This is a genomic window from Mesorhizobium sp. NPDC059025, assembly GCF_042739655.1.
Lineage (GTDB): Bacteria > Pseudomonadota > Alphaproteobacteria > Rhizobiales > Rhizobiaceae > Mesorhizobium.
Genome location: NZ_JBHYIM010000004.1, coordinates 93,053 through 115,043, shown reverse-complemented (window position 1 = coordinate 115,043; position 21,991 = coordinate 93,053). Strand labels below are relative to the sequence as shown.

26 protein-coding genes are annotated in these 21,991 nt (G+C 62.7%); 11 read left to right on the top strand and 15 right to left on the bottom strand.

What is annotated here, in order from left to right:
• The first annotated feature begins 22 nt into the window (after positions 1-22).
• Genes ACFWYE_RS11825 through ACFWYE_RS11810 form a run of 4 tightly spaced genes read left to right on the top strand, consistent with a single transcriptional unit; the run spans position 23 to position 1,898 of the window.
• A complete protein-coding gene (locus tag ACFWYE_RS11825; protein WP_379111544.1) occupies positions 23-319 on the top strand; it encodes a YciI-like protein in 297 nt (98 codons plus the stop codon).
• Between the two features lie 38 nt (positions 320-357).
• Positions 358-783: an EVE domain-containing protein gene (locus ACFWYE_RS11820; RefSeq protein WP_379111542.1), complete on the top strand. Its 426-nt coding sequence runs from the start codon at positions 358-360 to the stop codon at positions 781-783.
• Positions 738-1,433: a class I SAM-dependent methyltransferase gene (locus tag ACFWYE_RS11815; protein ID WP_379111540.1), complete on the top strand. Its 696-nt coding sequence runs from the start codon at positions 738-740 to the stop codon at positions 1,431-1,433. Before ACFWYE_RS11820 ends, ACFWYE_RS11815 begins: the two co-directional genes overlap by 46 nt.
• Before the next feature lie 48 nt (positions 1,434-1,481).
• Positions 1,482-1,898, top strand: a complete 417-nt coding sequence (locus tag ACFWYE_RS11810) for a DUF1761 domain-containing protein (protein WP_379111539.1) — start codon at positions 1,482-1,484, stop codon at positions 1,896-1,898.
• A gap of 18 nt (positions 1,899-1,916) precedes the next feature.
• Here ACFWYE_RS11810 and ACFWYE_RS11805 read toward each other — a convergent pair whose 3' ends face one another.
• Positions 1,917-2,867 (bottom strand): LysR substrate-binding domain-containing protein, encoded by a 951-nt coding sequence (locus ACFWYE_RS11805; RefSeq protein WP_379111538.1) that lies wholly within the window; start codon positions 2,865-2,867, stop codon positions 1,917-1,919.
• A gap of 134 nt (positions 2,868-3,001) precedes the next feature.
• On the opposite strand from ACFWYE_RS11805, the gene ACFWYE_RS11800 reads away from it, so the two are divergent.
• Complete coding sequence (locus ACFWYE_RS11800; protein ID WP_379111537.1) at positions 3,002-3,250, top strand: hypothetical protein; 249 nt, start codon at positions 3,002-3,004, stop codon at positions 3,248-3,250.
• Between the two features lie 52 nt (positions 3,251-3,302).
• On the opposite strand, the gene ACFWYE_RS11795 is transcribed toward ACFWYE_RS11800, so the two are convergent.
• The gene (locus ACFWYE_RS11795) at positions 3,303-3,887 is read right to left on the bottom strand and encodes a L,D-transpeptidase (protein WP_379111965.1); all 585 of its coding nucleotides are present in this window, start codon (positions 3,885-3,887) and stop codon (positions 3,303-3,305) included.
• Positions 3,888-3,994: 107 nt separating this feature from the next.
• On the opposite strand from ACFWYE_RS11795, the gene ACFWYE_RS11790 reads away from it, so the two are divergent.
• From ACFWYE_RS11790 to ACFWYE_RS11780, 3 genes are all read left to right on the top strand, one after another.
• Positions 3,995-4,678, top strand: coding sequence for a response regulator transcription factor (locus tag ACFWYE_RS11790; RefSeq protein ID WP_379065392.1), 684 nt, complete (start codon positions 3,995-3,997; stop codon positions 4,676-4,678).
• Positions 4,679-4,915: 237 nt separating this feature from the next.
• Positions 4,916-5,371 (top strand): cyclic nucleotide-binding domain-containing protein, encoded by a 456-nt coding sequence (locus tag ACFWYE_RS11785; RefSeq protein WP_379065390.1) that lies wholly within the window; start codon positions 4,916-4,918, stop codon positions 5,369-5,371.
• 104 nt (positions 5,372-5,475) lie between these two features.
• Positions 5,476-5,970, top strand: a complete 495-nt coding sequence (locus ACFWYE_RS11780) for a GNAT family N-acetyltransferase (protein WP_379111536.1) — start codon at positions 5,476-5,478, stop codon at positions 5,968-5,970.
• 9 nt (positions 5,971-5,979) lie between these two features.
• Here the strand turns inward: ACFWYE_RS11780 and ACFWYE_RS11775 are convergent, their stop codons facing one another.
• The 6 genes from ACFWYE_RS11775 to tesB form a co-directional block, all read right to left on the bottom strand.
• Positions 5,980-6,783, bottom strand: coding sequence for an exodeoxyribonuclease III (locus tag ACFWYE_RS11775; protein ID WP_379111535.1), 804 nt, complete (start codon positions 6,781-6,783; stop codon positions 5,980-5,982).
• Positions 6,784-6,973: 190 nt separating this feature from the next.
• Positions 6,974-7,663 (bottom strand): outer membrane lipoprotein carrier protein LolA, encoded by a 690-nt coding sequence (locus tag ACFWYE_RS11770; protein WP_379065381.1) that lies wholly within the window; start codon positions 7,661-7,663, stop codon positions 6,974-6,976.
• Between the two features lie 75 nt (positions 7,664-7,738).
• Positions 7,739-10,456 carry a DNA translocase FtsK gene (locus ACFWYE_RS11765; protein WP_379111534.1) on the bottom strand — a complete coding sequence of 906 codons (2,718 nt, stop codon included), beginning with the start codon at positions 10,454-10,456 and terminating at the stop codon, positions 7,739-7,741.
• Between the two features lie 246 nt (positions 10,457-10,702).
• A complete protein-coding gene (locus ACFWYE_RS11760; protein WP_379111963.1) occupies positions 10,703-11,995 on the bottom strand; it encodes an ammonium transporter in 1,293 nt (430 codons plus the stop codon).
• 62 nt (positions 11,996-12,057) lie between these two features.
• Complete coding sequence (locus ACFWYE_RS11755) at positions 12,058-12,396, bottom strand: P-II family nitrogen regulator (protein WP_239362395.1); 339 nt, start codon at positions 12,394-12,396, stop codon at positions 12,058-12,060.
• 220 nt (positions 12,397-12,616) lie between these two features.
• The gene (gene tesB, locus ACFWYE_RS11750) at positions 12,617-13,492 is read right to left on the bottom strand and encodes an acyl-CoA thioesterase II (RefSeq protein WP_379065379.1); all 876 of its coding nucleotides are present in this window, start codon (positions 13,490-13,492) and stop codon (positions 12,617-12,619) included.
• A 106-nt stretch (positions 13,493-13,598) separates the two neighbouring features.
• On the opposite strand from tesB, the gene ACFWYE_RS11745 reads away from it, so the two are divergent.
• On the top strand, positions 13,599-14,864 hold the full coding sequence (locus tag ACFWYE_RS11745; protein WP_379111961.1) for a ubiquinone biosynthesis hydroxylase: 1,266 nt from the start codon (positions 13,599-13,601) through the stop codon (positions 14,862-14,864).
• A 92-nt stretch (positions 14,865-14,956) separates the two neighbouring features.
• Positions 14,957-15,439: a YbaK/EbsC family protein gene (locus tag ACFWYE_RS11740; protein ID WP_379111533.1), complete on the top strand. Its 483-nt coding sequence runs from the start codon at positions 14,957-14,959 to the stop codon at positions 15,437-15,439.
• Positions 15,440-15,489: 50 nt separating this feature from the next.
• On the opposite strand, the gene ACFWYE_RS11735 is transcribed toward ACFWYE_RS11740, so the two are convergent.
• Positions 15,490-15,846 carry a YciI family protein gene (locus tag ACFWYE_RS11735; protein ID WP_379111531.1) on the bottom strand — a complete coding sequence of 119 codons (357 nt, stop codon included), beginning with the start codon at positions 15,844-15,846 and terminating at the stop codon, positions 15,490-15,492.
• 170 nt (positions 15,847-16,016) lie between these two features.
• Between ACFWYE_RS11735 and ACFWYE_RS11730 the strand changes: the two genes are divergently transcribed.
• Positions 16,017-16,442: an OsmC family protein gene (locus ACFWYE_RS11730; protein ID WP_379111529.1), complete on the top strand. Its 426-nt coding sequence runs from the start codon at positions 16,017-16,019 to the stop codon at positions 16,440-16,442.
• A 26-nt stretch (positions 16,443-16,468) separates the two neighbouring features.
• On the opposite strand, the gene ACFWYE_RS11725 is transcribed toward ACFWYE_RS11730, so the two are convergent.
• The 6 genes from ACFWYE_RS11725 to ACFWYE_RS11700 all read right to left on the bottom strand — a co-directional run bounded on the left by ACFWYE_RS11725 (position 16,469) and on the right by ACFWYE_RS11700 (position 21,990).
• Complete coding sequence (locus ACFWYE_RS11725; protein ID WP_379111527.1) at positions 16,469-18,022, bottom strand: MFS transporter; 1,554 nt, start codon at positions 18,020-18,022, stop codon at positions 16,469-16,471.
• 152 nt (positions 18,023-18,174) lie between these two features.
• Positions 18,175-19,281, bottom strand: coding sequence for an NAD(P)-binding domain-containing protein (locus ACFWYE_RS11720; RefSeq protein WP_379111525.1), 1,107 nt, complete (start codon positions 19,279-19,281; stop codon positions 18,175-18,177).
• Between the two features lies 1 nt (position 19,282).
• Positions 19,283-19,924 (bottom strand): YceH family protein, encoded by a 642-nt coding sequence (locus ACFWYE_RS11715; protein WP_379065367.1) that lies wholly within the window; start codon positions 19,922-19,924, stop codon positions 19,283-19,285.
• A gap of 31 nt (positions 19,925-19,955) precedes the next feature.
• Positions 19,956-20,708 (bottom strand): DNA polymerase beta superfamily protein, encoded by a 753-nt coding sequence (locus ACFWYE_RS11710; RefSeq protein WP_379111523.1) that lies wholly within the window; start codon positions 20,706-20,708, stop codon positions 19,956-19,958.
• 62 nt (positions 20,709-20,770) lie between these two features.
• The gene (locus tag ACFWYE_RS11705) at positions 20,771-21,550 is read right to left on the bottom strand and encodes a succinate dehydrogenase iron-sulfur subunit (RefSeq protein ID WP_379065363.1); all 780 of its coding nucleotides are present in this window, start codon (positions 21,548-21,550) and stop codon (positions 20,771-20,773) included.
• Positions 21,550-21,990 (bottom strand): DUF3052 domain-containing protein, encoded by a 441-nt coding sequence (locus ACFWYE_RS11700; RefSeq protein ID WP_379111521.1) that lies wholly within the window; start codon positions 21,988-21,990, stop codon positions 21,550-21,552. The genes ACFWYE_RS11705 and ACFWYE_RS11700 overlap by 1 nt, the downstream gene beginning before the upstream one ends.
• Position 21,991 lies beyond the last annotated feature (1 nt).

Genomic DNA, 21,991 nt, shown 5'->3' with positions numbered 1-21,991 from the left:
CCGAACCGATTGAGGAAGCACGATGCTGTTTGCGCTGATCTGCAAGGACAAACCCGGTCACCTCCAGGTGCGCCTCGATGCGCGCCCTGATCACGTCAACTTTCTCAACGGATTGAACGCCGACAGGAAACTCGCCTTTGCCGGCCCCTTCCTCGACGCCGACGGCAAGCCGAACGGCAGCCTTGTCGTCATCGAGGCCACAGACCTCGCCGCTGCCGAGGCACTGGCTGCAGCCGACCCTTACGCCAAGGCAGGGCTTTTCGAGAGCGTCGACGTCAAGCCGTGGAATTGGGTGTTCAACAAACCGGCCGAAGCCTGAAACGGCAACAAGGTATTCCAGGCAGCAGAGGGACCACGATGAACTATTGGCTCTTCAAATCCGAACCGTTCAAATTCTCCTTCGACATGCTGAAGGAGAAGGGCAAGGCCGGCACGCAATGGGACGGTGTGCGCAATTATGCCGCCCGCAACAACATGAAGGCGATGCAGATCGGCGATTTCGGCTTCTTCTACCATTCCAACGAGGGGCTCAACATCGTCGGCATTGCCGAAGTCTGCGCCCTGGCCCACCATGACACGACGACCGACGATCCGCGCTGGGAATGCGTCGATATCCGGGCGGTTCGCGATGTGCCGACGCCGCCGACGCTGGCGGACATCAAGAACAATCCGAAGCTGTCGGAAATGGCGCTGGTCAGGCTGGGCCGTCTGTCGGTGCAGCCGGTGACGCCTCAGGAATGGAAGGAAGTCTGTCGCATGGGCGGTCTCGACCCCGCACCGTGAGGCTGACACCGCGAACCGCCGAGCGCTTCATCCTCGACAACACGGCGCCGATGGCGCCGCCGCATGTGCGTGAAATCACGCTGCGCCTTGCTGATGAGGCACATGATCTGTGGCGTCGTACCGAGGAACAACTGGCAGAAATCGGCCTGCCGCCGCCGTTCTGGGCGTTTGCCTGGGCCGGCGGACAAGGATTGGCCCGCTATGTGCTCGACCATCCGGAAGTCGTGCGCGGTCGCCGCGTGCTGGATTTTGCTTCAGGCTCGGGCCTGGTTGCCATCGCGGCAATGAAAGCCGGTGCGGTATCTGCCGAAGCAGCAGATATCGATCCTTTCTGCGAGGCAGCGATCCGTCTCAACGCCATGGCCAACGGCGTGACGATTGGCTTCACCGGCCAGGATCAGGTCGGCATCGACAGCGGCTGGGACGTGGTGCTCGCCGGCGACGTCTTCTACGAAAAGCCCTTTGCCGACCGACTGCTGCCGTGGTTCTCCGCGCTGAAGACCCGTGGCGCCGATATCCTTATCGGTGATCCCGGCCGCGCCTACCTGCCCAGGACCGGCCTTGAGCGGCTGGCGACCTATGAAGTGCCGGTCACGCGGGCATTGGAGGATGCCGAGGTGAAGCGTACGACCGTCTGGCGTTTCACTTGACGCCGCCAGAGAACGGGCGTTCCATCTCCCTCACAGGGGGAGAAAATCATGGATTTCTCTGCAATCAACTGGCTCGCGGTCGCCGTGGCCGCCATTCTCGCATGGCTGTTCGGTGCGGCCTGGTACATGACCTTGAGCAAGCCATGGCTTAAGGCGGCGCGCCTCGACCCAACCAGGATGAACAGATCCGTCTCGCCCTTTGTCATCGGCTTCATCGGCGAGTTTGTCATGGCGATCATCGTCGCGTTGGTCGTTGCCGCGATGACAGGCGGTTCCCCCAGTATCATCGCTGGCGTGGTCCTCGGCTTTGTGCTGTGGCTGGGTTTCATTGCCACGACACTGACGGTCAACCACCGCTATCAGGGTTCCAGCTGGGCCCTTACCGCGATCGACGCCGGGCATTGGTTGGGCGTGATGCTGATCATGGGCGCTGTTGTCGGCTGGTTCGGCGCACCTGGCTCCTGAAACCCGCCCCATTGCCGTTCAGAAATCGTCCCAACTTGACCGGACTGCGTCGACCGGCGGTGCATGCGCTTCGGCCAGGACCCAATCCTTGAAGGCAATGATCCGCGCATCCTGCGCCGATGCCTCCGGATAGACCAGGAAGTAGGCGAATTCCGGTGGCACCTTGATGCCGAGTTCGAACGGTCGCACCAGGCGGCCTTCCGACAGATCGTTGGCGACCATGGCGAAATCGGCCAGTGCCACGACATTGCCGCCGGCGGCAGCGGCGATGGCATCGGTGGAGGTTGTCATGACCACAGTGCGGCTGTCGTCGAAGTCCTCGATGCCGGCTGCGGCCATCCACATGCGCCAGTTCGGCCAGACGATGCCTTGGCGTACCCACTCGATATGAACCAGTGTGTGCCTGAGCAGGTCGCGCGGTTCATTGAGTGGCGGCCCCTGGCGCAGCAGTTCGGGACTGCACACCGGAATGATGACGTTTTCGAACAGTCTCTCGGCACGAAGCCCTGGATACTTGCCGGTTCCGAAGCGAACGCCGATGTCGACGTCGTCGCGGTCGAAATCGCGAACGTCATAGGTGATGTCGAAACGCAGATCTATATCGGGATACAGTTTGCGGAAGCCATCGACACGGCGGAGCAACCAACGCGTGGCGAATTCAGCGCTGGCGGTGACCTTCAACTGTGCCGCGCCGCGGGAGAGTTTTTTTGCCTTGGTCACCGCACGGTTCAGTGTTTCCAGCGCATCCGCCGACGCATCCACAAGCGCAAGCCCGGCTTCGGTCAGGCGAATGCTGCGGCTGGTGCGCGTGAACAGGATCAGGCCGAGCTGATCCTCGATTTCCTTGATCTGGTAGCTGACCGCCGCTGGCGTCAGCCCGAGTTCGTCGGCTGCGCGGGTGAAATTGAGATGCCGGCCCGCGGCTTCCAGCGTCCGCAAAGCACGGGTTCCAGGCAGCAGACGGGACATGGCTATCTTCAAGCGCCCCTTGATGATCTGCCAAGAACTACTCGTTTCCCCCTTGCGTTTCAATGCGAGATACTGGGATCAGTCGAAAATTGCCAAGCGCAGCTTAAGCTTCGCTGCTTTGAAAGAATCTGATCATGTCTGCCATTGTCCTGAAATCCCAGCCGCTGCGGCCGAGCCGCATCCAGCCTGTCCTGGACTGGTTGCGGCAGGCTCGTGTCGCCGCATCGTTGCCGCTGCAGAACGCGGAAGCCCTTTCGGACTCCTACCTGCGTGACGTCGGCCTGCGTCCGGAAGACGTTGCGCGCACGGTCACCGAAGCTCCCCAGCGCCTTGGCCTGCTCGATCTCGGCTGGCAGACGCCACGGCAGCCGAGGCGCCGATAGAGCATGTCCGTTTTTAACGAAAACGCGGTGCGCTGAACCCAAATCCGATCGCTTAGCGCACTACCTTCATCACGGTCCGGTCCGACAGCAGTGGCAACAACCGCGCCATGGTCCGCGCGGTCACGGCCACACAGCCCTGGGTCGGCGTGAAACCAGGTCGCGCCAGATGGAAGAAGATCGCGCTGCCGCGCCCGCGGCGGCGCGGCGCGACATTCCAGTCGAGCACGAGGCAGGCATCGTAGAGCCGGTCGTCCCGTTTCATGCGCTCGTGGCTGGCGCCATAGGGAATCCTGACCGGCCGGTTGTAGTTGCGGTCATCCGGCACCTCGCACCAGCCGAGGTCGGGGCTGATGGCTGCCATCGCAAGCCGCGTACGCCGCCCCCCGGAAAACTGGTCGTTGCGGAAATAGCCGGAGAGAATGCGCATCGCCGCGAGCGGCGTCGCTCCATCACCTTCGCGCTTGTTCGACGAAATCCCGCCCCTGCCAAGGGCGCAGGGAAACACCAGCTTTCCTGCCTGCAGAAGCCCTTTGGTTCCATCACCTGGCCGCGCCCGAACGACCAGTGTTCGAAGACCTGTGGCCAAGGATCGCCCTGCCCCATTGCGCACACGGTTTTTCGGATATGATAGCGTCATGGAACAAATTACCGTGATCAGCTGTTTAAGGCGACAACATCCGCATACACGGATGCCAGTCGACGACACACCTATCATTTTGTAATTTTGAAACAACGGATTGATCCATGACTTCACGCACCATCCTTGTTGTCGACGACGACGAAGACCTCCGCACCACGCTGGCAGAGCAATTGTCGCTTTATGAGGAATTCGACGTCCTGCAGGAAACCAGCGCGGCGAAAGGCGTCGCGACGGCGCGGAACGGTATGATCGACCTCTTGATCATGGACGTCGGCCTGCCGGACATGGACGGTCGCGAGGCGGTGAAAATCCTGCGCAAGGGCGGCTACAAGGCGCCGATCATCATGCTGACCGGGCATGATACGGATTCCGATACGATCCTCGGTCTGGAAGCCGGCGCCAACGACTATGTGACCAAGCCGTTCCGTTTCGCCGTGCTGCTTGCGCGCATCCGCGCACAGCTGCGCCAGCACGAGCAGAGCGAGGATGCCACCTTCACCGTCGGGCCCTATACCTTCAAGCCGAGCCAGAAGCTTCTGATCGACCAGCGCGGCGGCAAGGTGCGGCTCACCGAAAAGGAAGCCTCCATCATCAAGTACCTCTATCGCGCGGAGCAGAAGGTCGTAACGCGCGATGTGCTGCTGGAAGAGGTCTGGGGCTACAATTCCGGCGTCACCACCCACACATTGGAAACCCACGTCTACCGCCTGCGCCAGAAGATCGAACACGATCCGTCGAATGCGGCGATCCTCGTCACCGAAAGCGGCGGCTACAAGCTGGTTCCCTGAACGGTACTTCGCCTTGCCAAAGCAGGGCCGGAGCCGCTGTTTGCCAACGGTCGGGATTGTCCCGGCCGTTTTCTTATGGGCACCCGGCAAGCTGCCTTTTCTCGAACCGCTCCCCTGTCCGAACAGATTCTGTTAAAGGCTCTATATTATTGGTCAATTAAGTGTAGTTGGCCGGATTGCGATTTGGGTGGGGTCGCGCAACGGAGGGAACGACCTGTCGGTCCGGGGACATAACTGATGGCGCTGGATGACGACATCCGCATCCTGTCCGCCGTGAGGCTCTTCGAGGGCTTCACGCCGGAACAGCTGCGCCTGCTCGCCTTCGGCGCCGAGACCACCTCGCTGCCGGCGGACCGGAAACTCTACCGCGAGGAGGATGAGGCCGACTCCGCCTATGTCGTGATCAGCGGCCGCATCGCCCTCTATCGCGAAGCCGACAGCAATCATGTCGTCATCAGCACCGCAGGACCAGGCGCGATCCTGGGCGAGCTGGCGTTGATCGCCGATACAAAACGCCTGACCAGTGCCTCCGCAGCCATCGATTCGCAGGTTCTGCGTCTCAACCGCAAGATGTTCCGGCGCATTCTCGAGGAGTATCCCGACCTTGCCGTGCAATTGCATCAGCGCATCGTCGAGGAACTGCAGGCACTGATCGAGCGGATCGAAGAACTGGCGCCGCGTTTCGGCGGCTAGGGCACGTCCCCGAACCGAAGCTTGAAAAGCAAGAATCGCCGCCTTTCCGACGAGATCATGTCGCATGGCCAAGAGATAGAGCGGACGACCTGACGGAAACGCCCATGAGCACGACCTTTCATCTCCTCCGCGCAAGCGTCGACAATTTGCCTTTCATCATGACCACCGAACGATTGGACGGCTATGACCGGCTCGTCGGTCGCTGGGATGAGCAGAGGCACCGCGACGCTTTTGTCGACGGCAGTCATGCCTACTTCATCGGTTATGACGGCCTGACACCGATCGGCTTCGTCCTGATGCGCTTCTGGAATGCGCTCGAACGCACGACGCTGGTACGTCGCGTCGCCGTCGTCAGTCCAGGCCAGGGCCAGGGACGGCGCCTTCTTGCGGCCGTTGTCGCGCGCGCGTTCGAGGAGACCGATGTTCATCGCCTCGTCATCGGCCTGTTCCCCGACAATCTGCGCGCGCGACGCATGTATGAGGCGATCGGCTTCCAGGCCGAGGGCATTTCACGCGGCAGCGCCTATTTCAGCGGCGAGTATCGCGACGAACTGGTGATGTCGCTGCTGCGTCCCGAATGGCAAGCGGACAGCATCTGAACAACGTCCTCAGAGATCGAACCGGGCGATCACAGGCACATGGTCGGATGGGCGCTCCCAGCCGCGCGCCGTGCGCAGGATCTCATACCCCGTGAAGGCCGGCACGAGATTGTTGGAGGACCAGATATGGTCCAGCCGGCGGCCGCGATCAGACGCCTGCCAGTCGGCGGCGCGGTAGCTCCACCAGGTGTAGATCTTCTGCTCGACAGGCACGTTGAGGCGCATCAGGTCGGCCCAGGCCCCTTGCTTGCGCATGGCCTCGAAACTCTCCGTCTCGACCGGTGTATGGCTGACGACGTTGAGCAGCTGCTTGTGCGACCAGACGTCGTGTTCGAGCGGCGCGATGTTGAGATCGCCGACCAGGATCGAGCCTGCGCCGTCACTGTCGTCCGCGCGAACACCGTTCATCTCCTGCACGAAATCGAGCTTGTGCCGGAATTTCGGGTTGATCGCCGGATCTGGTTCGTCACCACCCGCCGGCACGTAGAAATTATGCAGCACGATCTTCCTGCCACCGGCCTCGAACCGCACGGAGATATGCCGGCTGTCCTCTATCTCGCAGAAGCGGCGCTTCTCCACGATCTCGATCGGTCGCCGCGCGACAGTGGCGACGCCGTGGTAACCCTTCTGGCCGTGGATCGCGATGTGCTCGTAGCCCAGCTTGCGGAACGCATTCGCCGGAAACAGATCGTCCGGGCATTTGGTTTCCTGCAGGCAGATGACGTCGGGATTGCGCTCGGCGATCAGTTGCTCGACCAGCGGCATGCGCAGCCTGACCGAGTTGATGTTCCAGGTTGCCAGGGTAAAAGCCATGCGTGTTCCGAACCCGTGCCCGTCAAGCCGGCGGGCTCAAGCGAAGGCATCAATGCGATGAATGTGCGCGGAACCTGCCAGCCCGGGTTCGGAAAAACAAGACGGCGCATCGGACAACGGCCAGGTGCGTCGAATTTCCACAAAGAGTTGGGAGATGGCGGCAGCCGGAACGAAACTGCCGCTGCCAGTCTTAGCGCAAGCCTTTCTTGGCATTGAGTTCGCGGTTGGCGGTGTAGTCGATCTTGAACGTGTCGGGCGCGAAGGAAACACCTTCCCTGGTATTGAAGATCATCACCGTCGTGTCCTTGCCCTGCGCATCGGTGATGGTCCACTGGCGCAGTTCATAGGTCTTCGGATCGAACATCATGGTGATGGTAGAATTGCCGAACACCTGCTTGTCCGACAGCTTGATCGTGGTGAGATCTTCTTCTTCCTTCACGGTCTTCACGCGGTCGCCGGACAGGTCGATCCTGTCTTCGAGCAGAAGCTTCAGCGGCGTCTTGGAAAGCGGATAAAGATCGGACGTCTGCAGCTTCTTGTTGAGCAGGACCACCGATTCGCCGTCCGAGATCACCTTGAAATTGTTGGCGCCGTCGTAGTTGAAGCGGATCTTGCCCGGGCGTTCCATGAAGAACTTGCCGCCGGTCTGCTCGCCCTTCGGACCGAACTGCACGAATTCGCCCGTCATCGACTTCACGGCCGAGAAATGATCGGCGATCTTCTGCGCGGCAGGCGGGACACCGGCCTGGGCAGAAGCCACGGGCATGAACACCGGCACGGCATTGGCTGCGGCGGCTCCCGCCACCATCAGGCCAAGCCCGAGCAACCGCCGCCGCGTCAGGGCAAGACCGGCTGTCGCTGCGAAAAGATCGTCTTTCATGCCGCTTACTCTCGTATCGTTGTTCCGGACAGCCAATGGACCCTCAGTTGGGCTTTAGTTTGACCATCCCTCCCGTCAGAACTTGTCTTCTTCCGTCGGCACCAGGATTTCGCGTTTTCCCGCGTGATTGGCTGCGCCGACGATGCCTTCCTGCTCCATCCGTTCGATGATCGAGGCCGCGCGATTGTAGCCGATGCCGAGACGGCGCTGGATGTAGCTGGTCGATGCCTTGCCGTCACGCAACACCACGGCGACCGCCTGGTCGTATGGGTCGTCGGAATCATCGAGATTGCTGTTGCCGCCACCAGAGCCACCACGACCCGACGGCTCGTCATCACCGTCCTCGTCGTCTTCGGTGATTGCGTCGAGATATTCAGGCACACCCTGCAGCTTCAGGTGCTGCACCACCTTCTCGACTTCGTCGTCGGCCACGAATGGACCGTGCACGCGCTGGATACGGCCGCCGCCGGCCATGTAGAGCATATCGCCCATGCCGAGCAGCTGTTCCGCACCCTGTTCGCCGAGGATGGTGCGGCTGTCGATCTTCGACGTCACCTGGAAGGAGATACGGGTCGGGAAATTCGCCTTGATCGTGCCGGTGATGACGTCGACGGATGGACGCTGCGTTGCCATGATGACGTGGATGCCGGCGGCGCGCGCCATCTGCGCAAGGCGTTGCACGGCGCCTTCGATGTCCTTGCCGGCCACCATCATCAGGTCGGCCATCTCGTCGATGATGACGACGATGTAAGGCATCGGTTCGAGATCGAGATTCTCCGTCTCATAGATCGCTTCGCCGGTCTGGCGATCGAAGCCGGTCTGGACGGTCCGCGAGATCTTTTCGCCCTTCTTGTCTGCCTGCGCGACGCGCTGGTTGAAGCCGTCGATGTTGCGCACGCCGACCTTGGACATCTTGCGGTAGCGATCCTCCATCTCGCGCACCGTCCATTTCAGCGCGACCACGGCCTTCTTCGGATCGGTGACGACAGGGGTGAGCAGGTGTGGAATGCCGTCATAGACGGAGAGTTCCAGCATCTTCGGATCGATCATGATCAGGCGGCATTCTTCCGGTTTCAACCGGTAGAGCAGCGACAGGATCATGGTGTTGATGGCCACCGACTTGCCGGAACCCGTGGTACCGGCCACCAGCACGTGCGGCATCTTGGCGATGTCGACGATGACAGGCTCGCCATTGATGGTCTTGCCCAGCGCAAGCGCGAGCTTGGCCTTGCTGTCCTCGAAATCGCGGCTCGCCAGGATCTCGCGCAGATAGACCATCTCGCGCTTGGCATTGGGCAGCTCGATGCCGATGGCGTTGCGACCGGGCACGACGGCGACACGGGCCGCGATCGCGCTCATCGAACGGGCGATGTCGTCGGCCAAACCGATGACACGGCTCGATTTGATGCCGGGCGCCGGCTCGAGTTCGTAGAGCGTGACCACGGGACCGGGCCGGACATGGATGATCTCGCCCTTGACGCCGAAGTCCTCCAGCACGCCTTCCAGCAGGCGCGCATTCTGTTCCAGCGCGTCCTTGGACAGGCTTGGGTCGCGGGCTACGCTTTTTGGCTCTGAGAGGAAATGCAGCGAGGGCATCTCGAAACTGCTGGGGGCGATCAGCGAGGTCTGGGCCTCGCGCTGGACGCGCGCGCCCTGGGTCGGCCGTGGTGCAGGTGCTTCGACCCGCGTTGCGGCATCGGAGCGGAAATTGCGCACCTGGGTAGTAGAGCCGGCCCTCTGCGAGCCCACGGGCTGGTCATAGGCATAATCGTCCTCGTCGCGCTCGACATCGGCTTCACCGAAATCGCCATTGTCGAAATCATCGGTCTCGAACGGGGCGACCGCGGGATCGACCGTTGGATGGCGGTCCTTGACCATCGCCGCGAAGAACTCGGGTTCGACGCGGGCACGACCGCTCGAGCTCATGCGGGCTTCAGCGAGTTCGGCTGATTCCACACGTTCCGCCGCGCGCCGCCAGGCGCTTTCCCGCGACGGCATTTCGGCGAAATCGAACTCGCCCTCCTCTTCGCGCCGACGGGCGGCGGCACGGCGATGCAGCCAGGCGCGGAATGAAAGCCACCAGTGGGTGACGGCGCCAAGCGCCAGCAGGCCGCCATTGTCGTCGTCATCCTCTTCATTCTCGAACAGGATGGCGTCGCGGTCTTCTTCCTTCTCGCGACGCTTCGGCTCGGGCTCGTCGATGACGGCAAAGCCGTTGGCACGGGAAATCAGCGCCGCCCCATAGGCGAACAGCCAGAGTGCGGGAGCGGCCAGAAGGACGGCGATGATGCTGGCGGCGACACCGGTCGGATATCCCCCCAGGAATATCCCCGGCACCTTCAACACCATGTCGCCGAAGACACCACCGAGACCACTTGGCAACGGCCAGGTCTTGGGCGGCACGACGCAGCCGGCCATGGCTGCCGCAAGCAGGGCGAAACCGAACCATGAGACGCCACGGCGCGGCATCTTGTCGACGCCGCGGGCGGAGAACAACAGGAAACCCCAGATCACGGCCGGGACCAGCGCGGCGACGGCGGAAAGGCCGAGGAACTGGGTGGCGAGATCGGAGAATACCGCACCCGGATACCCCATGGCATTGGTCACCGGATTGTCGGTGGCATGGGAGAAGGAGGGATCGGCAACGTTCCAGGTCGCCAGCGCGGCCACGCCGAAAGCGACGAAAACGAACAGCGCTCCGCCGACAAGCCGGCCGGCCTGGCGTCGCAGGAACGCCTGGAAACCGTGTCCGGTGCCAGTCATCGCGAGCGGTGCCGATGCCCCTGAACGCATGAATTTCCCCGTCTGTCGTTGCCTGGGCCGGATGCGGGACGCATTCCGGCAGATTCGAAACCCAGACTATCGAGGCGATGGTTAAGGCGGCATTAACTATGCGGGACAAGGTATGATCTTTGACGAAAGCCAACCCGCGGCGATGAAAAAAGGGCCCGGATCGCTCCGGGCCCAAGTGACGTGAGCGCGTTCGCAGCGGCCACGACGGGATTTTCTGTCGGGCGCAGGACGCCCGCGATGCGATGCTTACTGCACCACCTCTCCGTGCTGGGTGACGTCCAGCCCTTCGATCTCTTCCTGCTTGCTTGGCCGCAGGCCGACCAGCGCCTTGACCACATAGAGGATCACAAGAGTGGCGACGGCGGCCCAGACGATGGTGAAGACGATACCGTAGAGTTGCTTGAGCACCGAGGCGTCCTTGCCGAGCGCGTTTATGGCGGGATCGGCGAAGACACCGGTGAGCAGTGCGCCGACGATGCCGCCGACACCATGCACCCCGAAGGCATCGAGCGAATCGTCATAGCCAAGTGCGTGCTTGATCTTCACCGCTGCGAAATAGCAGATGATGCCCGCGGCGATGCCGATGATGAAGGCGCCGGTCGGATTGACGAAACCGGAAGCCGGCGTCACCGCGACGAGGCCGGCAACAACGCCCGAGATGATGCCGAGTACCGACGGCTTCTTGGCAACCAGCCATTCGGTGAACATCCAGGCGAGGCCGGCTGCTGCGGCCGCTACTTGCGTGTTGACCATGGCGGCCCCGGCAAGGCCATCGGCAGCGAGTTCCGAACCGGCATTGAAACCAAACCAGCCTACCCACAGCAGCGCGGCACCGATCACCGCGTAGACGAGGTTATAGGGTGCCATGTTGACCGAGCCGTAGCCCTCGCGCTTGCCAAGCACCAGCGCACAGACGAGGCCGGCGACACCAGCGTTGATGTGCACCACGGTACCACCGGCGAAATCGAGCACGCCGGCCGAACCGAGGAAGCCGCCTCCCCACACCCAATGCGCGACTGGCGCATAGACGACGAGCAGCCAGAGGCCACTGAACAGCAGCAGCGCCGAGAACTTCATGCGTTCGGCAAAAGCGCCGGCGATCAGCGCCGGTGTGATGATGGCGAAGGTCATCTGGAACATGGCGAAGACGAACTCGGGAATGTTGGCCACGCTCGGCGCCCACAGCGACGAAACCGTGATCCCCTGAAACAGGACCTTGGAAAAGCCGCCGACATAGGCGTTGAGCGAGCCGCCATCCGAGAATGCCAGCGAATAGCCGGCCACGAACCACAGCACGGTGACCAGACAGCAGATCGCGAAGCTCTGCATCACGGTGGCGAGCAGGTTCTTCTTGCGCACCATGCCGGCGTAGAACAGGGCGAGCCCTGGGATGGTCATCATCAGCACCAGCGCCGTGGATGTCAGCATCCAGGCGGTGTTGCCGGTGTCGAGCGTGGGAGTGGGAGCGGCGGCGGGTGCTGCTTCCTGCGCATAGGCGACAGTCGCGGCAAGCATGCCGGCCAGGGCGGCCAGCGGCATTGCCACCCTCTTCAGGCTAGGAAGATTGTTCATCGATCTCTCCATAACGATGCGTGACCCGCTCACAGCGCGTCGGTGTCTGTTTCGCCGGTGCGGATGCGCACGGCCTGGTCGATGCCGAAGACAAAGACCTTGCCGTCACCGATCTGGCCGGTCTTGGCGGCGTTGGTGATCGCCTCGACGGCCCTGTCGACGAGGTCGGTCGAGACAGCGACTTCGATCTTGATCTTTGGAAGGAAGGAGACGGCGTACTCCGCTCCACGATAGATTTCGGTATGCCCCTTCTGACGTCCGTAGCCTTTGACTTCGGTGACGGTCAGACCCTGGATGCCGACGGCGGTGAGCGCTTCGCGCACCTCGTCGAGCTTGAACGGCTTGATGATAGCCATCACGATCTTCATCAGGTTTCGCCCTTTGTTCGTTGCGGTCCCCGCGTTCCACGCGACATCACCGGCCTCGACATGGGCCGGCGAGTGCCCATGGCAATTCAAGCTCCGTGCCAAATGGCGAAACGGATGCTTAAGTCTTTGATTAAAAAAGAAATACATATGCTTCGACCGGAATCGAAGCACCATGGACACCTACAAAATGCCTATTTAGTGAGCAAAAAAGGTAGATTGCCTATTCTGCAGGCGGTCGTTTCAGACGAATCAGCCCTTCCTGGGCGACGGAGGCGATCAGCGTGCCGTCGCGGGCGAACAGCGAGCCGCGTGTGAAACCCCGCGCGCCCTGCGTCGAGGGGCTGTCCTGCGTGTAGAGGATCCAGTCGTCGATCGGATGGCTGCGGTGGAACCACATCGAATGATCCAGGCTGGCCGCCTGGATATCGCGGTCGAAGATCGCCCGGCCATGCGCAAAGGTTGAGGTATCGAGCAGCGTCATGTCCGACAGGTAGGCCAGCACCGCAGCCTGCAGCGCACGATCATTCGGCACGGGACCCGTCGTACGGATCCAGATGTTCTGCTCTGGCTCCAGCCGCTCGCGGCTGGTGTAGTGCTTGAGCATGATCGGCCGCATTTCGATCGGGCGTTCGCGCTGCCAGTAGCGCTTGATCCCTTCCGGCACGGCCTCGCCGAATTTCTCCAGCAGGTCGCGCTGCGTCATCAGCGTGTCCGGCTCCGGAACATCGCGGGGCATGGGAATCTGGTGTTCGAGCCCGCCTTCGTCCAGTTGGAAGGAAGCCTCCAGCGAAAAGATGGCCTGGCCGTGCTGCACCGCCACCACACGCCTTGTGGTGAAGGACGAGCCGTCGCGGATGCGGTCGACCTCATAGATGATCGGCAGCTTTGTGTCGCCCGGCCGCATGAAATAGCCGTGCAGCGAATGCACATGCCGATCCGGCTCGACCGTGCGCTGCGCGGCCACCAGCGCCTGCGCGATCGTCTGGCCGCCGAAAACACGCTGCCAGTCGGTCTGGGGGCTGCGACCTCGGAACAGGTTGTCTTCCAGCTTCTCCAGGTCGAGAATGCCAAGAAGTTCGTTCATGGCTTGCGTCATGCGTCCGTTCCTCGCAATTGTCGGCGCGGTTTCGGACAGCCATGGCGGGCAGTCAAGGCATAAAGCGGATATCGGCTGGAGCGGCCAGGCGAGAAAGGTGGCTGGAATGGCGACAGGATCGGGGAAAGACGCACTGGAAAACACGCGGCTCGACGTGCTGGTGGCGGGTGCTGGCTATGTCGGCCTCGCCGCCGCTGTCTCGCTCAAGCAGGCACGTCCCAGCCTGCGCATCGCCGTCGTCGATGCTGCTCCGGCGGGTGTATGGCGGAAGGATGGCCGCGCTTCGGCTATCGCTGCTGCCGCATGCCGCATGCTCGACCAGCTCGGCGTCTGGGCCGAGATTGCTCCTCAGGCGCAGGCCATCACCGATATGATCATCACCGATTCGCGCACCGCGGATCCGGTACGGCCGACCTTCCTGACCTTCGATGGTGAGGTCGCTCCCGGCGAACCCTTCGCGCATATGGTCGCCAACCTTGATCTGAACGGTGCCCTGCGTCGCCAGGCCGAGCGCCTGGGTATCGACCTGATCGAAGGCGTCGCTGTGCAATCCTTCGATACCGGTACCACCGGCCTGACCGTTCATCTGGCCGATGGCGCCACCCTCAATGCGCGCCTGCTGGTCGCGGCCGATGGCGTCAATTCCAGACTGCGCAACATGGCCGGCATCAAGACGGTGCGGTGGGAATACGGCCAGTCCGGCATCGTCTGCACAGTGGCGCACGAACGGCCGCACAACGGCCGCGCCGAGGAACATTTCCTCCCCGCGGGACCTTTCGCCACCTTGCCGCTGAAACCGGATAAGGACGGCACCAATCGCTCTTCCATTGTCTGGGTAGAACGCACCGAGGACGCCGAAAAACTTGTCGGCGGCGACGATCTTGTCTTCGAGATGGAGCTGGAACAGCGTTTCGGACTGAAGCTCGGCGAGATCCGCGCAATGGACAAACCCCGCGCCTGGCCGCTCGGGCTTACGCTTGCCCGCGCCTTCGTGGCGCCGCGCCTGGCACTGGCGGGCGACGCGGCGCACGGCATCCACCCGATCGCCGGACAGGGGCTCAACCTCGGTTTCAAGGATGTTGCTGCCCTTGCCGAAGTCATCGTCGAGGCCGACCGGCTTGGCCAGGACATCGGCGCGCTCGACGTGCTCGAACGCTACCAGCAATGGCGCCGTTTCGACACGATGCAGATGGGTGTCACCACCGATGTGCTGAACCGGTTGTTCTCCAACGACATCGCACCGCTGCGCGCGGTCCGCGACATTGGCCTCGGCCTGGTCGAACGCATGCCCCGGCTGAAGGATTTCTTCATCCGGCAGGCTTCGGGCCTGGCGAATGACACGCCCCGCCTGCTGAAGGGAGAGGCGATCTAGGCATTCTCAGGACCAATGGATATCCGGACTGGCCACCTGAACTGGCAACCAGTCCGGTTGCCTGCCTTGCAGGCGATCCTTATGGTCTGGATATGAGCCTCGAATCCGTCCGCGCCTTCTTCGCTGCCCAAGCCCCGGACATCGACATCATCGTTACCGAAGCAAGCTCGGCGACGGTTGCGCTTGCTGCCGAGGCCCATGGCGTGACACCTGACCAGATCGCCAAGACGATCTGCCTGAGGGTTGGCGACACGGCGATGCTGGTGGTCGCTGCCGGCACAACGCGGCTCGACAACCGCAAGTTCAAGGACCGTTTCGGTGGCAAGGCACGCATGCTCGAAGCCGAGGAGGTTGTGACCCTGACCAGCCACCCGATTGGCGGCGTATGCCCCTTCGGCCTGCCTGCACCGTTGCCGGTCTATTGCGATATCTCGCTGAAGGCGTTCGCCGAGGTTGTGCCCGCGGCCGGCGCCACGAATGCCGCCGTGCGGCTTGATCCAACACGCATGGCGGCGCTCGTCGGCGCCGAGTGGGTCGATGTCTGCCAGGCATCGGCGCCTGCAGTGCAGGATTGACGGCCGCGCGCAATCGCACGCTCCAACGGTCGCCTGGGTGATCGTTGGTATTACGGCTGCGGAATGTCGTAGATAGCTCGCACCTCGATCATGCCCATCTCCGCCAGCGGGATATCGGCGGCTAGCGCGAGCGCCTTTTCAAGATCTTCTGCCTCGACCAGAATGAAGCCGAGCAATTGCTCCTTGGTTTCGGCGAACGGACCGTCGGTCACCAGCACCCTGCCCTTGCGTTTGCGCACCACCTTCGCCGTTTTCACCGGCTGCAACGCCTCCGCCGCGATCAGATGGCCGCTATCGTCCAGCAACTTGTCGTAGGCGAGTGACTCCGCATCGAGCTTTCTCATGTCTGTGGCGGACAGCGCCCGCAGGGCCGCTTCCTCGTGATAAACCAGGCACAGATATTTCATCGTTCACTTCCCCATGTGGTGTGCGCCGATATGGCGCCAGGCCCAGGACGGCCCAGCTTGCGCAAAGCCGACATTCCGGCGCGACGATTCTCAGCGGTCGAGAAGGATGTTGTGGTCTTGTCAGGTTGCGGCGCTATAGTTCCTTCCTCAATCCCTGCAGGAGAAAGACCATGGATCGCACCGCAACAGCCGTCTGGAAAGGCAATCTGAAGGAAGGTGCCGGCACGATCGACACCCAGAGCGGCGCGCTCAAGGGCACGCCCTATTCGTTCAAGATGCGCTTCGAGGACGAAAGCGGCAAGTCCGGCACCAACCCGGAAGAACTGATCGCCGCTGCCCATGCCGGCTGCTACGCCATGCAGCTTTCGCATTTCCTGGCCGAAAACGGCGCGCCTGCCGCCAAGCTGGAGGCGACGGCGGCTGTGAAGCTCATCCCCGGCACCGGCATCACCGAGAGCAACATCACGCTGGTTGCCGATGTTCCCGGCATCGATGACGCCAAGTTCCAGGAACTGGCCGCCAAGGCCAAGGCGGAGTGCCCGGTTTCGCGCGCCCTTGGCGCCATCAAGGTCGGCCTGAACGCCAAACTCGCCTGAACCACGGGCCGCGTTGCTTCCGCAAGCTACGCGGCCTTTTGCAAGGCGGGCGATTGCGGCTCATCGGATGGCCTGGTCGGGCCATCCTTGCGGAACATCAGCAGCATCACGACCGCGGCGACAACAGTCAGCACCGTCGAGATCGTGGCGATCAGCTCGAAGCCGCTGCTGAAGGCGTCCCGCGCCACGACCAGCAGCGCGTCGGCAAGTCCCTCCGGCAGTTGCGGGGCAATCGCGACCGCTCCGCCAAGCGTATCGCGCGCCGTGTGGGCGGCTTCTTCCGGTACGCCGGCGGGCACACCACCGGCCATGGCACTGCGATAGATCGCCATGCCTATGCTGCCCAGAACCGCGATGCCCAGCACGCCGCCGAATTCCGCGCCGGTTTCCGAGAGCGCGCCAGCCGCTCCGGCGCGCTCAGGAGGCGCGGCACCCACGATCAGATCCGTGGTCAGCGTAAAGACGAGACCCAGGCCCAGTGACATGACGATTGTCGCCGCCACGATCATTCCGAGTGGATGGCCATTGCCGACCTGGGTCAGCAGCAGGAAAGCAAGCGAGGCCAGCGCCAGCCCGCCGGCGATGACACGCGGCGCCGGAATGCGCGCGACGACCCAGGAGGTCATCATCGAGGAGACCACGAAGCCGACGGACGACGGCAATGTCCACAGACCCGCCTTGAGCGGCGTCAGGCCGATGACCAGCTGCAGATATTGCGCGATGAAGACGAAAGGTCCGAAAGCAACGAAGCAGGCGATGACGTTGACGATCAGCGCCGCGCTGAATGGACGCGAACGAAACAGGCTGAGATCGAGCAGGGGATCGGCCAGGCGGCGCTGTCGCGTCACGAAGGCAGCACCGACGGCAACGCCGCCAAGGATCGCCGCGACCGGCAGCCAGGCGACACCGTCCGAAGCGATCTGCTTCAGACCGTAGACCATCGCCAGGACGGCCACCAGGGAAAGCGCCGCGCTGGCGACGTCGAGACGGCCGGCGCTGGGATCGCGATACTCGGGCAGCAGGATCGGCCCGACGATCAGAAGCAGCACCATGACCGGGACAGCCAGCAGGAACACCGAACCCCACCAGAAATACTCGAGCAGCACGCCGCCGAGCAGCGGACCGATGGCGGCACCCAGCGAATAGCTGGTCGCCCAGATCGAGATTGCGAAGGTGCGCTCGCCGGCGTCGTGGAACATGTTGCGGATCAGCGAAAGCGTCGACGGTGCCAGGGTCGCCCCGGCGATGCCGAGAAGCGCCCGCGCCGCGATCAGCATTTCGGCCGAGGTCGAGAACGCGGCGATCACCGAGGCTATGCCGAAGAGAATAGCGCCGGCGAGCAGCACCTTGCGGCGGCCGATACGGTCACCCAGCGTGCCCATGGTGATCAGCGAGCCGGCGATCAGGAAGCCGTAGATGTCGACGATCCAGAGCAGTTGCACGGCGCTCGGCTTCAGGTCGGCGACCAGGTGCGGCACCGCGAGATTGAGCACTGTCAGGTCCATCGTGTAGAGCAGGCAGGGCAGCGCGAGTGCCACCAGCCCGATCCATTCGCGGCGTGTCGCCTTCTGGTTCGGCATTTACCCCTCCATTACAACGACGGCGAGGGTGCCGGCGCAGCGTGTATTTGCCAGATCCCTAATAGAGGAAGCGCCGACAGCCGGTTCAAGGGCACGGCAAATCGTTGCTGACACATCTCGCCATCGATGTCCCGCATGGAGAGCCGGGCTGCTCAGATCAAGCCGAGATGGCCGGCCAGCTCGCGGGCTGCCGCGCCGCCGGCGCGATTGGCGCCGATGGTGGAGGCTGAGGGCCCATAACCCACCAGATGGACACGCGGATCCTTTTCGACCCGCGTTGCCAGCCGGCCACCCATGACGATCCCGCCATTGTCCTCGCGCAGCTGCAGCGGCGCGAGATGATCGAGCGAACTGCGGAAACCCGTCGCCCACAGAATGACGTCGGCCCGCTGCTCGGAGCCGTCAGGCCAGCGAACGCCGTCCCTGGTGATCTCGCTGAACATCGGCAGGCGCTTCAGTGCACCACGATCCCGGGCGGCGCGCAGGGCTGGCGTCAGCGAAATGCCGGTAACGGAAACCACTGATCCCGGAACCAGGCCACGCCGCACCCTGTCTTCGACCGCGGCGACCGCAGCGCGGCCATCTTCCGGCGTGAAGGGCTGTTCCCGGAACTGTGGCTCGTGGCGGGTGACCCAGGTTGTGCCGGTCACCCGCGAAATTTCATCGAGATGCTGCAAGGCGGAAATGCCACCGCCGACCACGATGACATGTTTTCCCGCGAACTCGTCGGCGCCGCGATAGTCATGGGTGTGGAGTTGCCGGCCCAGGAACAGGTCTGCGCCGGGATAGGCCGGAATGACCGGGTTTTCCCAGGTACCCGTGGCGTTGATGATGCCGCGCGCCGAAAACGTCTCGCGGTTCGTCTCGATCCGCAGCCGCCCGGAGCGATCGCAGACGACTTTGGCCGTGACCGGCCGGTAGACCGGCAGATTGAACTTGCGCTCGTAACTGGCGAAATATTCCGGCACCGCGGCCGACGCCTTGACGGCTCCGTCACCGGTGTCGACAGCCTCCGAGAACTGCATGCCGGGCAGATCGTGCACCCGGTTGACGGTGCTCAGCGTCAGCGAGGGCCAGCGATGCTGCCAGGCACCGCCAGGCGTCGGGTTGCTGTCCAGCACGAGGAACTGTCGCCCGACCGCCAGGCCCAGCCTGCCGAGATGATAGGCTGAAGAAAGGCCGGCCTGCCCCGCACCGATAACGACGATGTCGACCTTGAAACTGACATTCGTCGAGGCGTTGGCCCGCGGCTCGGCCACGCTATGCGCCTACGGCATCGAGCCTGGCCTTGAGGGCCGCCACTTCCTCCTCCAGAAGCCGGATCCGCTCTTCGAGCTCCGAAACGGCGGACGGAGCAGTGTCGGCCGCACGGCTTGTCACAACCACCGCGCCAACTTCGACATCGCCGGAGAGCAGATGCGCGAAACGGTCTTCGCGCTGACCCGGCGCTCGCCCGATTTCCTTGACCAGGGGCGGCCTGCGGCCGATCAGCATGTCGAGTTCGCCACGCACGGCATCGGCGTCGGCGAAACTGGCCATGCGCTCGGCGCGCGCCTGCAATTCATGGACCGTCTGCGGACCGCGCAGCAGAAGCAGGCCGATCAGCGCGCTCTGGTTGCGGGTCAGCGAGAACCTCTGCGCCATCAGATGTTCGTAGCGTTCGACGCGCGAGGCGAATTGCTGGCGCACCAGGCCCTTGGTCTGCAATGTGCCGAGCGTGCGCATGATCTCGACCATCTCCAACGTCATCACCGGATCGCGCGAGGTCTTCTGGTTGGCTGCGGCCACCAGCGCATTCGATGTCATCGGATAGACGTCGGGGGTAAGCTCTTTCTTCTCGATCAGGCAGCCGAGGACCCGCGCTTCGGCGGGAGTGAGATGAGGGAGATCTTCTGCGGTCATGTCTACTCTCTAACTCGAACGCCAGGCGCTGTCAGCCAAGTCGCTCGATCGTCTGCCGGTAAAAGTCCTCTGCCAACTGATGTCGCAGCGCGAGATCGGCTCCGTCATTGCGCATATCTGGAATGTTCTTTTCATGGTGAGCGTAGCGTCGCTCCACATAGCTGGCGATGGGGGCCGGGATTGGACCCGTGCCCATCTCCCGGGTCTTGGCCTTGCGATCGATCAGATCACGGATTGCCTGCGTCGTCGCGATGGGCAACTCCGTTTCGAAAAGACAATCGGGCAGGGCCATCGGAGGCAACGCTGCAAAATGACGCTGCTCCATCCAATCCAGCGCGACAATCGGCCGGATGAGATAGAACAATTTTTTCAGGTTCACGTCGCCGGAAAAATGTCCAAGCCGGGCAACGTGCGAACGCGCCAGACCCAGATAGTGTTGCGCGACCTTGATCGGGTCGACAACCTGGTCCAGGATTCCGACCAGTGACTGCCTGAACCCATGAATCTCTTCGTAGACGATCGGTGACTTGACCCACTCCACGACGACGGCATTTCCACCCAGGGCCAGAAGCAGCGCCTTGCGTAAATCCCAACCCCCGGCATCGATCTCACCTTCGATCGGAAACTCGATCACATCACGCGGCTGGGTGAGCACCAGATGCCGCCGCATCCCGCACGCATAGACGAACCGGCAGTCGTAATCGCTGTCCGGCGAAGGGAAACCCCAGGCGCGACTGCCGCTTTCAATGGCAAAAAGTATCGAGACGTCTTGCTCCCGCGCCAAATCCAGCCGCTGCCGGATTGAAACGACGGCCTCGGGCGAAAAACTTGACGGGAGACGGTCGCTCAGACTCGCCGCTCCACCATCATCTTCTTGATCTCGGCGATCGCCTTGGCCGGGTTGAGACCCTTCGGGCAGGTCTGCGCGCAGTTCATGATGGTGTGGCAGCGGTAGAGCCGGAACGGATCCTCGAGGTTGTCCAGGCGCTCACCGGTGGCTTCGTCTCTGGAATCGATCAGCCAGCGGTAGGCCTGCAGCAGCGTGGCCGGACCGAGATAGCGATCGCCGTTCCACCAGTAGCTCGGGCACGATGTCGAGCAGCAGGCGCACAGGATGCATTCGTAGAGGCCATCGAGCTTCTGGCGATCCTCATGGCTCTGCAGCCATTCCTTGGCCGGCTCCGGCGAAACCGTTTTCAGCCAGGGTTCGATCGAACGATGCTGGGCGTAGAAATTGGTAAGATCAGGAACCAGATCCTTCACCACCGGCATATGCGGCAGCGGGTAGACCTTCACCGCGCCGGAAATGTCGTCGCAGCCCTTGGTGCAGGCCAGAGTGTTGGAACCGTCGATGTTCATGGCGCAGGAACCGCAGATGCCTTCGCGGCAGGAACGGCGCAGCGTCAGCGTCGGGTCGATCTTGTTCTTGATGTAGAGCAGCGCGTCGAGAACCATCGGGCCGCAGTCGTCCATGTCGACGAAATAGGTGTCGATGCGCGGGTTCTCGTCATCGTCCGGCGACCAGCGGTAGATGCGATACTCGCGCAGGTTCGTCGCGCCTTCCGGCTTCGGCCAGGTCTTGCCCGGCTTGACCTGCGAATTCTTGGGGAGTGCGAGTTCGACCATTACCTACGGTCCTTTCGGATGACGAGCTTCAGCCCGGACCAGATTTCATCGATTGCCGCGACCTTGATGTCGACCAGATCGAGCTTGAGCGCTTCGGCGCGGATCACGTCCTCGGTCACATCGGTCGGCACTTTGGATGCCTTTTTCGGCCACGACACCCAGATCATGCCGTCGCGCTTGATCGCAGCCTGCAGCTGACTGAGCGAACTCTCGACCTCGTCGCGTTGCTTGGTGAAAGCATGCACCACATCGCAGCTTGCATCGGCCTCGATGTCTGCCCAGGCAGCGAAATGCCTCACCGTGGCAAAGCGGACTGCTTCGCTGAGCCGCGTCAACTGTTCCGGCAAGGCAAGAAAGACGGCATGCATCCCGTCCTTCAGTCCCAGCTTCGCCACAAGCGGCGTACCGGAATAGCCAGCCGTGGCCAGCGCCGCACCCATC

Coding starts and splice junctions, on each gene's coding strand:
- ACFWYE_RS11775 (WP_379111535.1), bottom strand. CDS start 6,783: ATGGCTTTTACCCTGGCAACCTGGAACATCAACTCGGTCAGGCTGCGC.
- ACFWYE_RS11820 (WP_379111542.1), top strand. CDS start 358: ATGAACTATTGGCTCTTCAAATCCGAACCGTTCAAATTCTCCTTCGAC.
- ACFWYE_RS11815 (WP_379111540.1), top strand. CDS start 738: ATGGAAGGAAGTCTGTCGCATGGGCGGTCTCGACCCCGCACCGTGAGG.
- ACFWYE_RS11765 (WP_379111534.1), bottom strand. CDS start 10,456: ATGCGTTCAGGGGCATCGGCACCGCTCGCGATGACTGGCACCGGACAC.
- ACFWYE_RS11805 (WP_379111538.1), bottom strand. CDS start 2,867: ATGTCCCGTCTGCTGCCTGGAACCCGTGCTTTGCGGACGCTGGAAGCC.
- ACFWYE_RS11770 (WP_379065381.1), bottom strand. CDS start 7,663: ATGAAAGACGATCTTTTCGCAGCGACAGCCGGTCTTGCCCTGACGCGG.
- ACFWYE_RS11730 (WP_379111529.1), top strand. CDS start 16,017: ATGGATCGCACCGCAACAGCCGTCTGGAAAGGCAATCTGAAGGAAGGT.
- ACFWYE_RS11795 (WP_379111965.1), bottom strand. CDS start 3,887: ATGACGCTATCATATCCGAAAAACCGTGTGCGCAATGGGGCAGGGCGA.
- ACFWYE_RS11810 (WP_379111539.1), top strand. CDS start 1,482: ATGGATTTCTCTGCAATCAACTGGCTCGCGGTCGCCGTGGCCGCCATT.
- ACFWYE_RS11715 (WP_379065367.1), bottom strand. CDS start 19,924: ATGACCGCAGAAGATCTCCCTCATCTCACTCCCGCCGAAGCGCGGGTC.
- tesB (WP_379065379.1), bottom strand. CDS start 13,492: ATGACGCAAGCCATGAACGAACTTCTTGGCATTCTCGACCTGGAGAAG.
- ACFWYE_RS11760 (WP_379111963.1), bottom strand. CDS start 11,995: ATGCCGCTGGCCGCCCTGGCCGGCATGCTTGCCGCGACTGTCGCCTAT.
- ACFWYE_RS11740 (WP_379111533.1), top strand. CDS start 14,957: ATGAGCCTCGAATCCGTCCGCGCCTTCTTCGCTGCCCAAGCCCCGGAC.
- ACFWYE_RS11745 (WP_379111961.1), top strand. CDS start 13,599: ATGGCGACAGGATCGGGGAAAGACGCACTGGAAAACACGCGGCTCGAC.
- ACFWYE_RS11725 (WP_379111527.1), bottom strand. CDS start 18,022: ATGCCGAACCAGAAGGCGACACGCCGCGAATGGATCGGGCTGGTGGCA.
- ACFWYE_RS11790 (WP_379065392.1), top strand. CDS start 3,995: ATGACTTCACGCACCATCCTTGTTGTCGACGACGACGAAGACCTCCGC.
- ACFWYE_RS11755 (WP_239362395.1), bottom strand. CDS start 12,396: ATGAAGATCGTGATGGCTATCATCAAGCCGTTCAAGCTCGACGAGGTG.
- ACFWYE_RS11780 (WP_379111536.1), top strand. CDS start 5,476: ATGAGCACGACCTTTCATCTCCTCCGCGCAAGCGTCGACAATTTGCCT.
- ACFWYE_RS11735 (WP_379111531.1), bottom strand. CDS start 15,846: ATGAAATATCTGTGCCTGGTTTATCACGAGGAAGCGGCCCTGCGGGCG.
- ACFWYE_RS11825 (WP_379111544.1), top strand. CDS start 23: ATGCTGTTTGCGCTGATCTGCAAGGACAAACCCGGTCACCTCCAGGTG.
- ACFWYE_RS11800 (WP_379111537.1), top strand. CDS start 3,002: ATGTCTGCCATTGTCCTGAAATCCCAGCCGCTGCGGCCGAGCCGCATC.
- ACFWYE_RS11705 (WP_379065363.1), bottom strand. CDS start 21,550: ATGGTCGAACTCGCACTCCCCAAGAATTCGCAGGTCAAGCCGGGCAAG.
- ACFWYE_RS11785 (WP_379065390.1), top strand. CDS start 4,916: ATGGCGCTGGATGACGACATCCGCATCCTGTCCGCCGTGAGGCTCTTC.
- ACFWYE_RS11700 (WP_379111521.1), bottom strand. CDS start 21,990: ATGGGTGCGGCGCTGGCCACGGCTGGCTATTCCGGTACGCCGCTTGTG.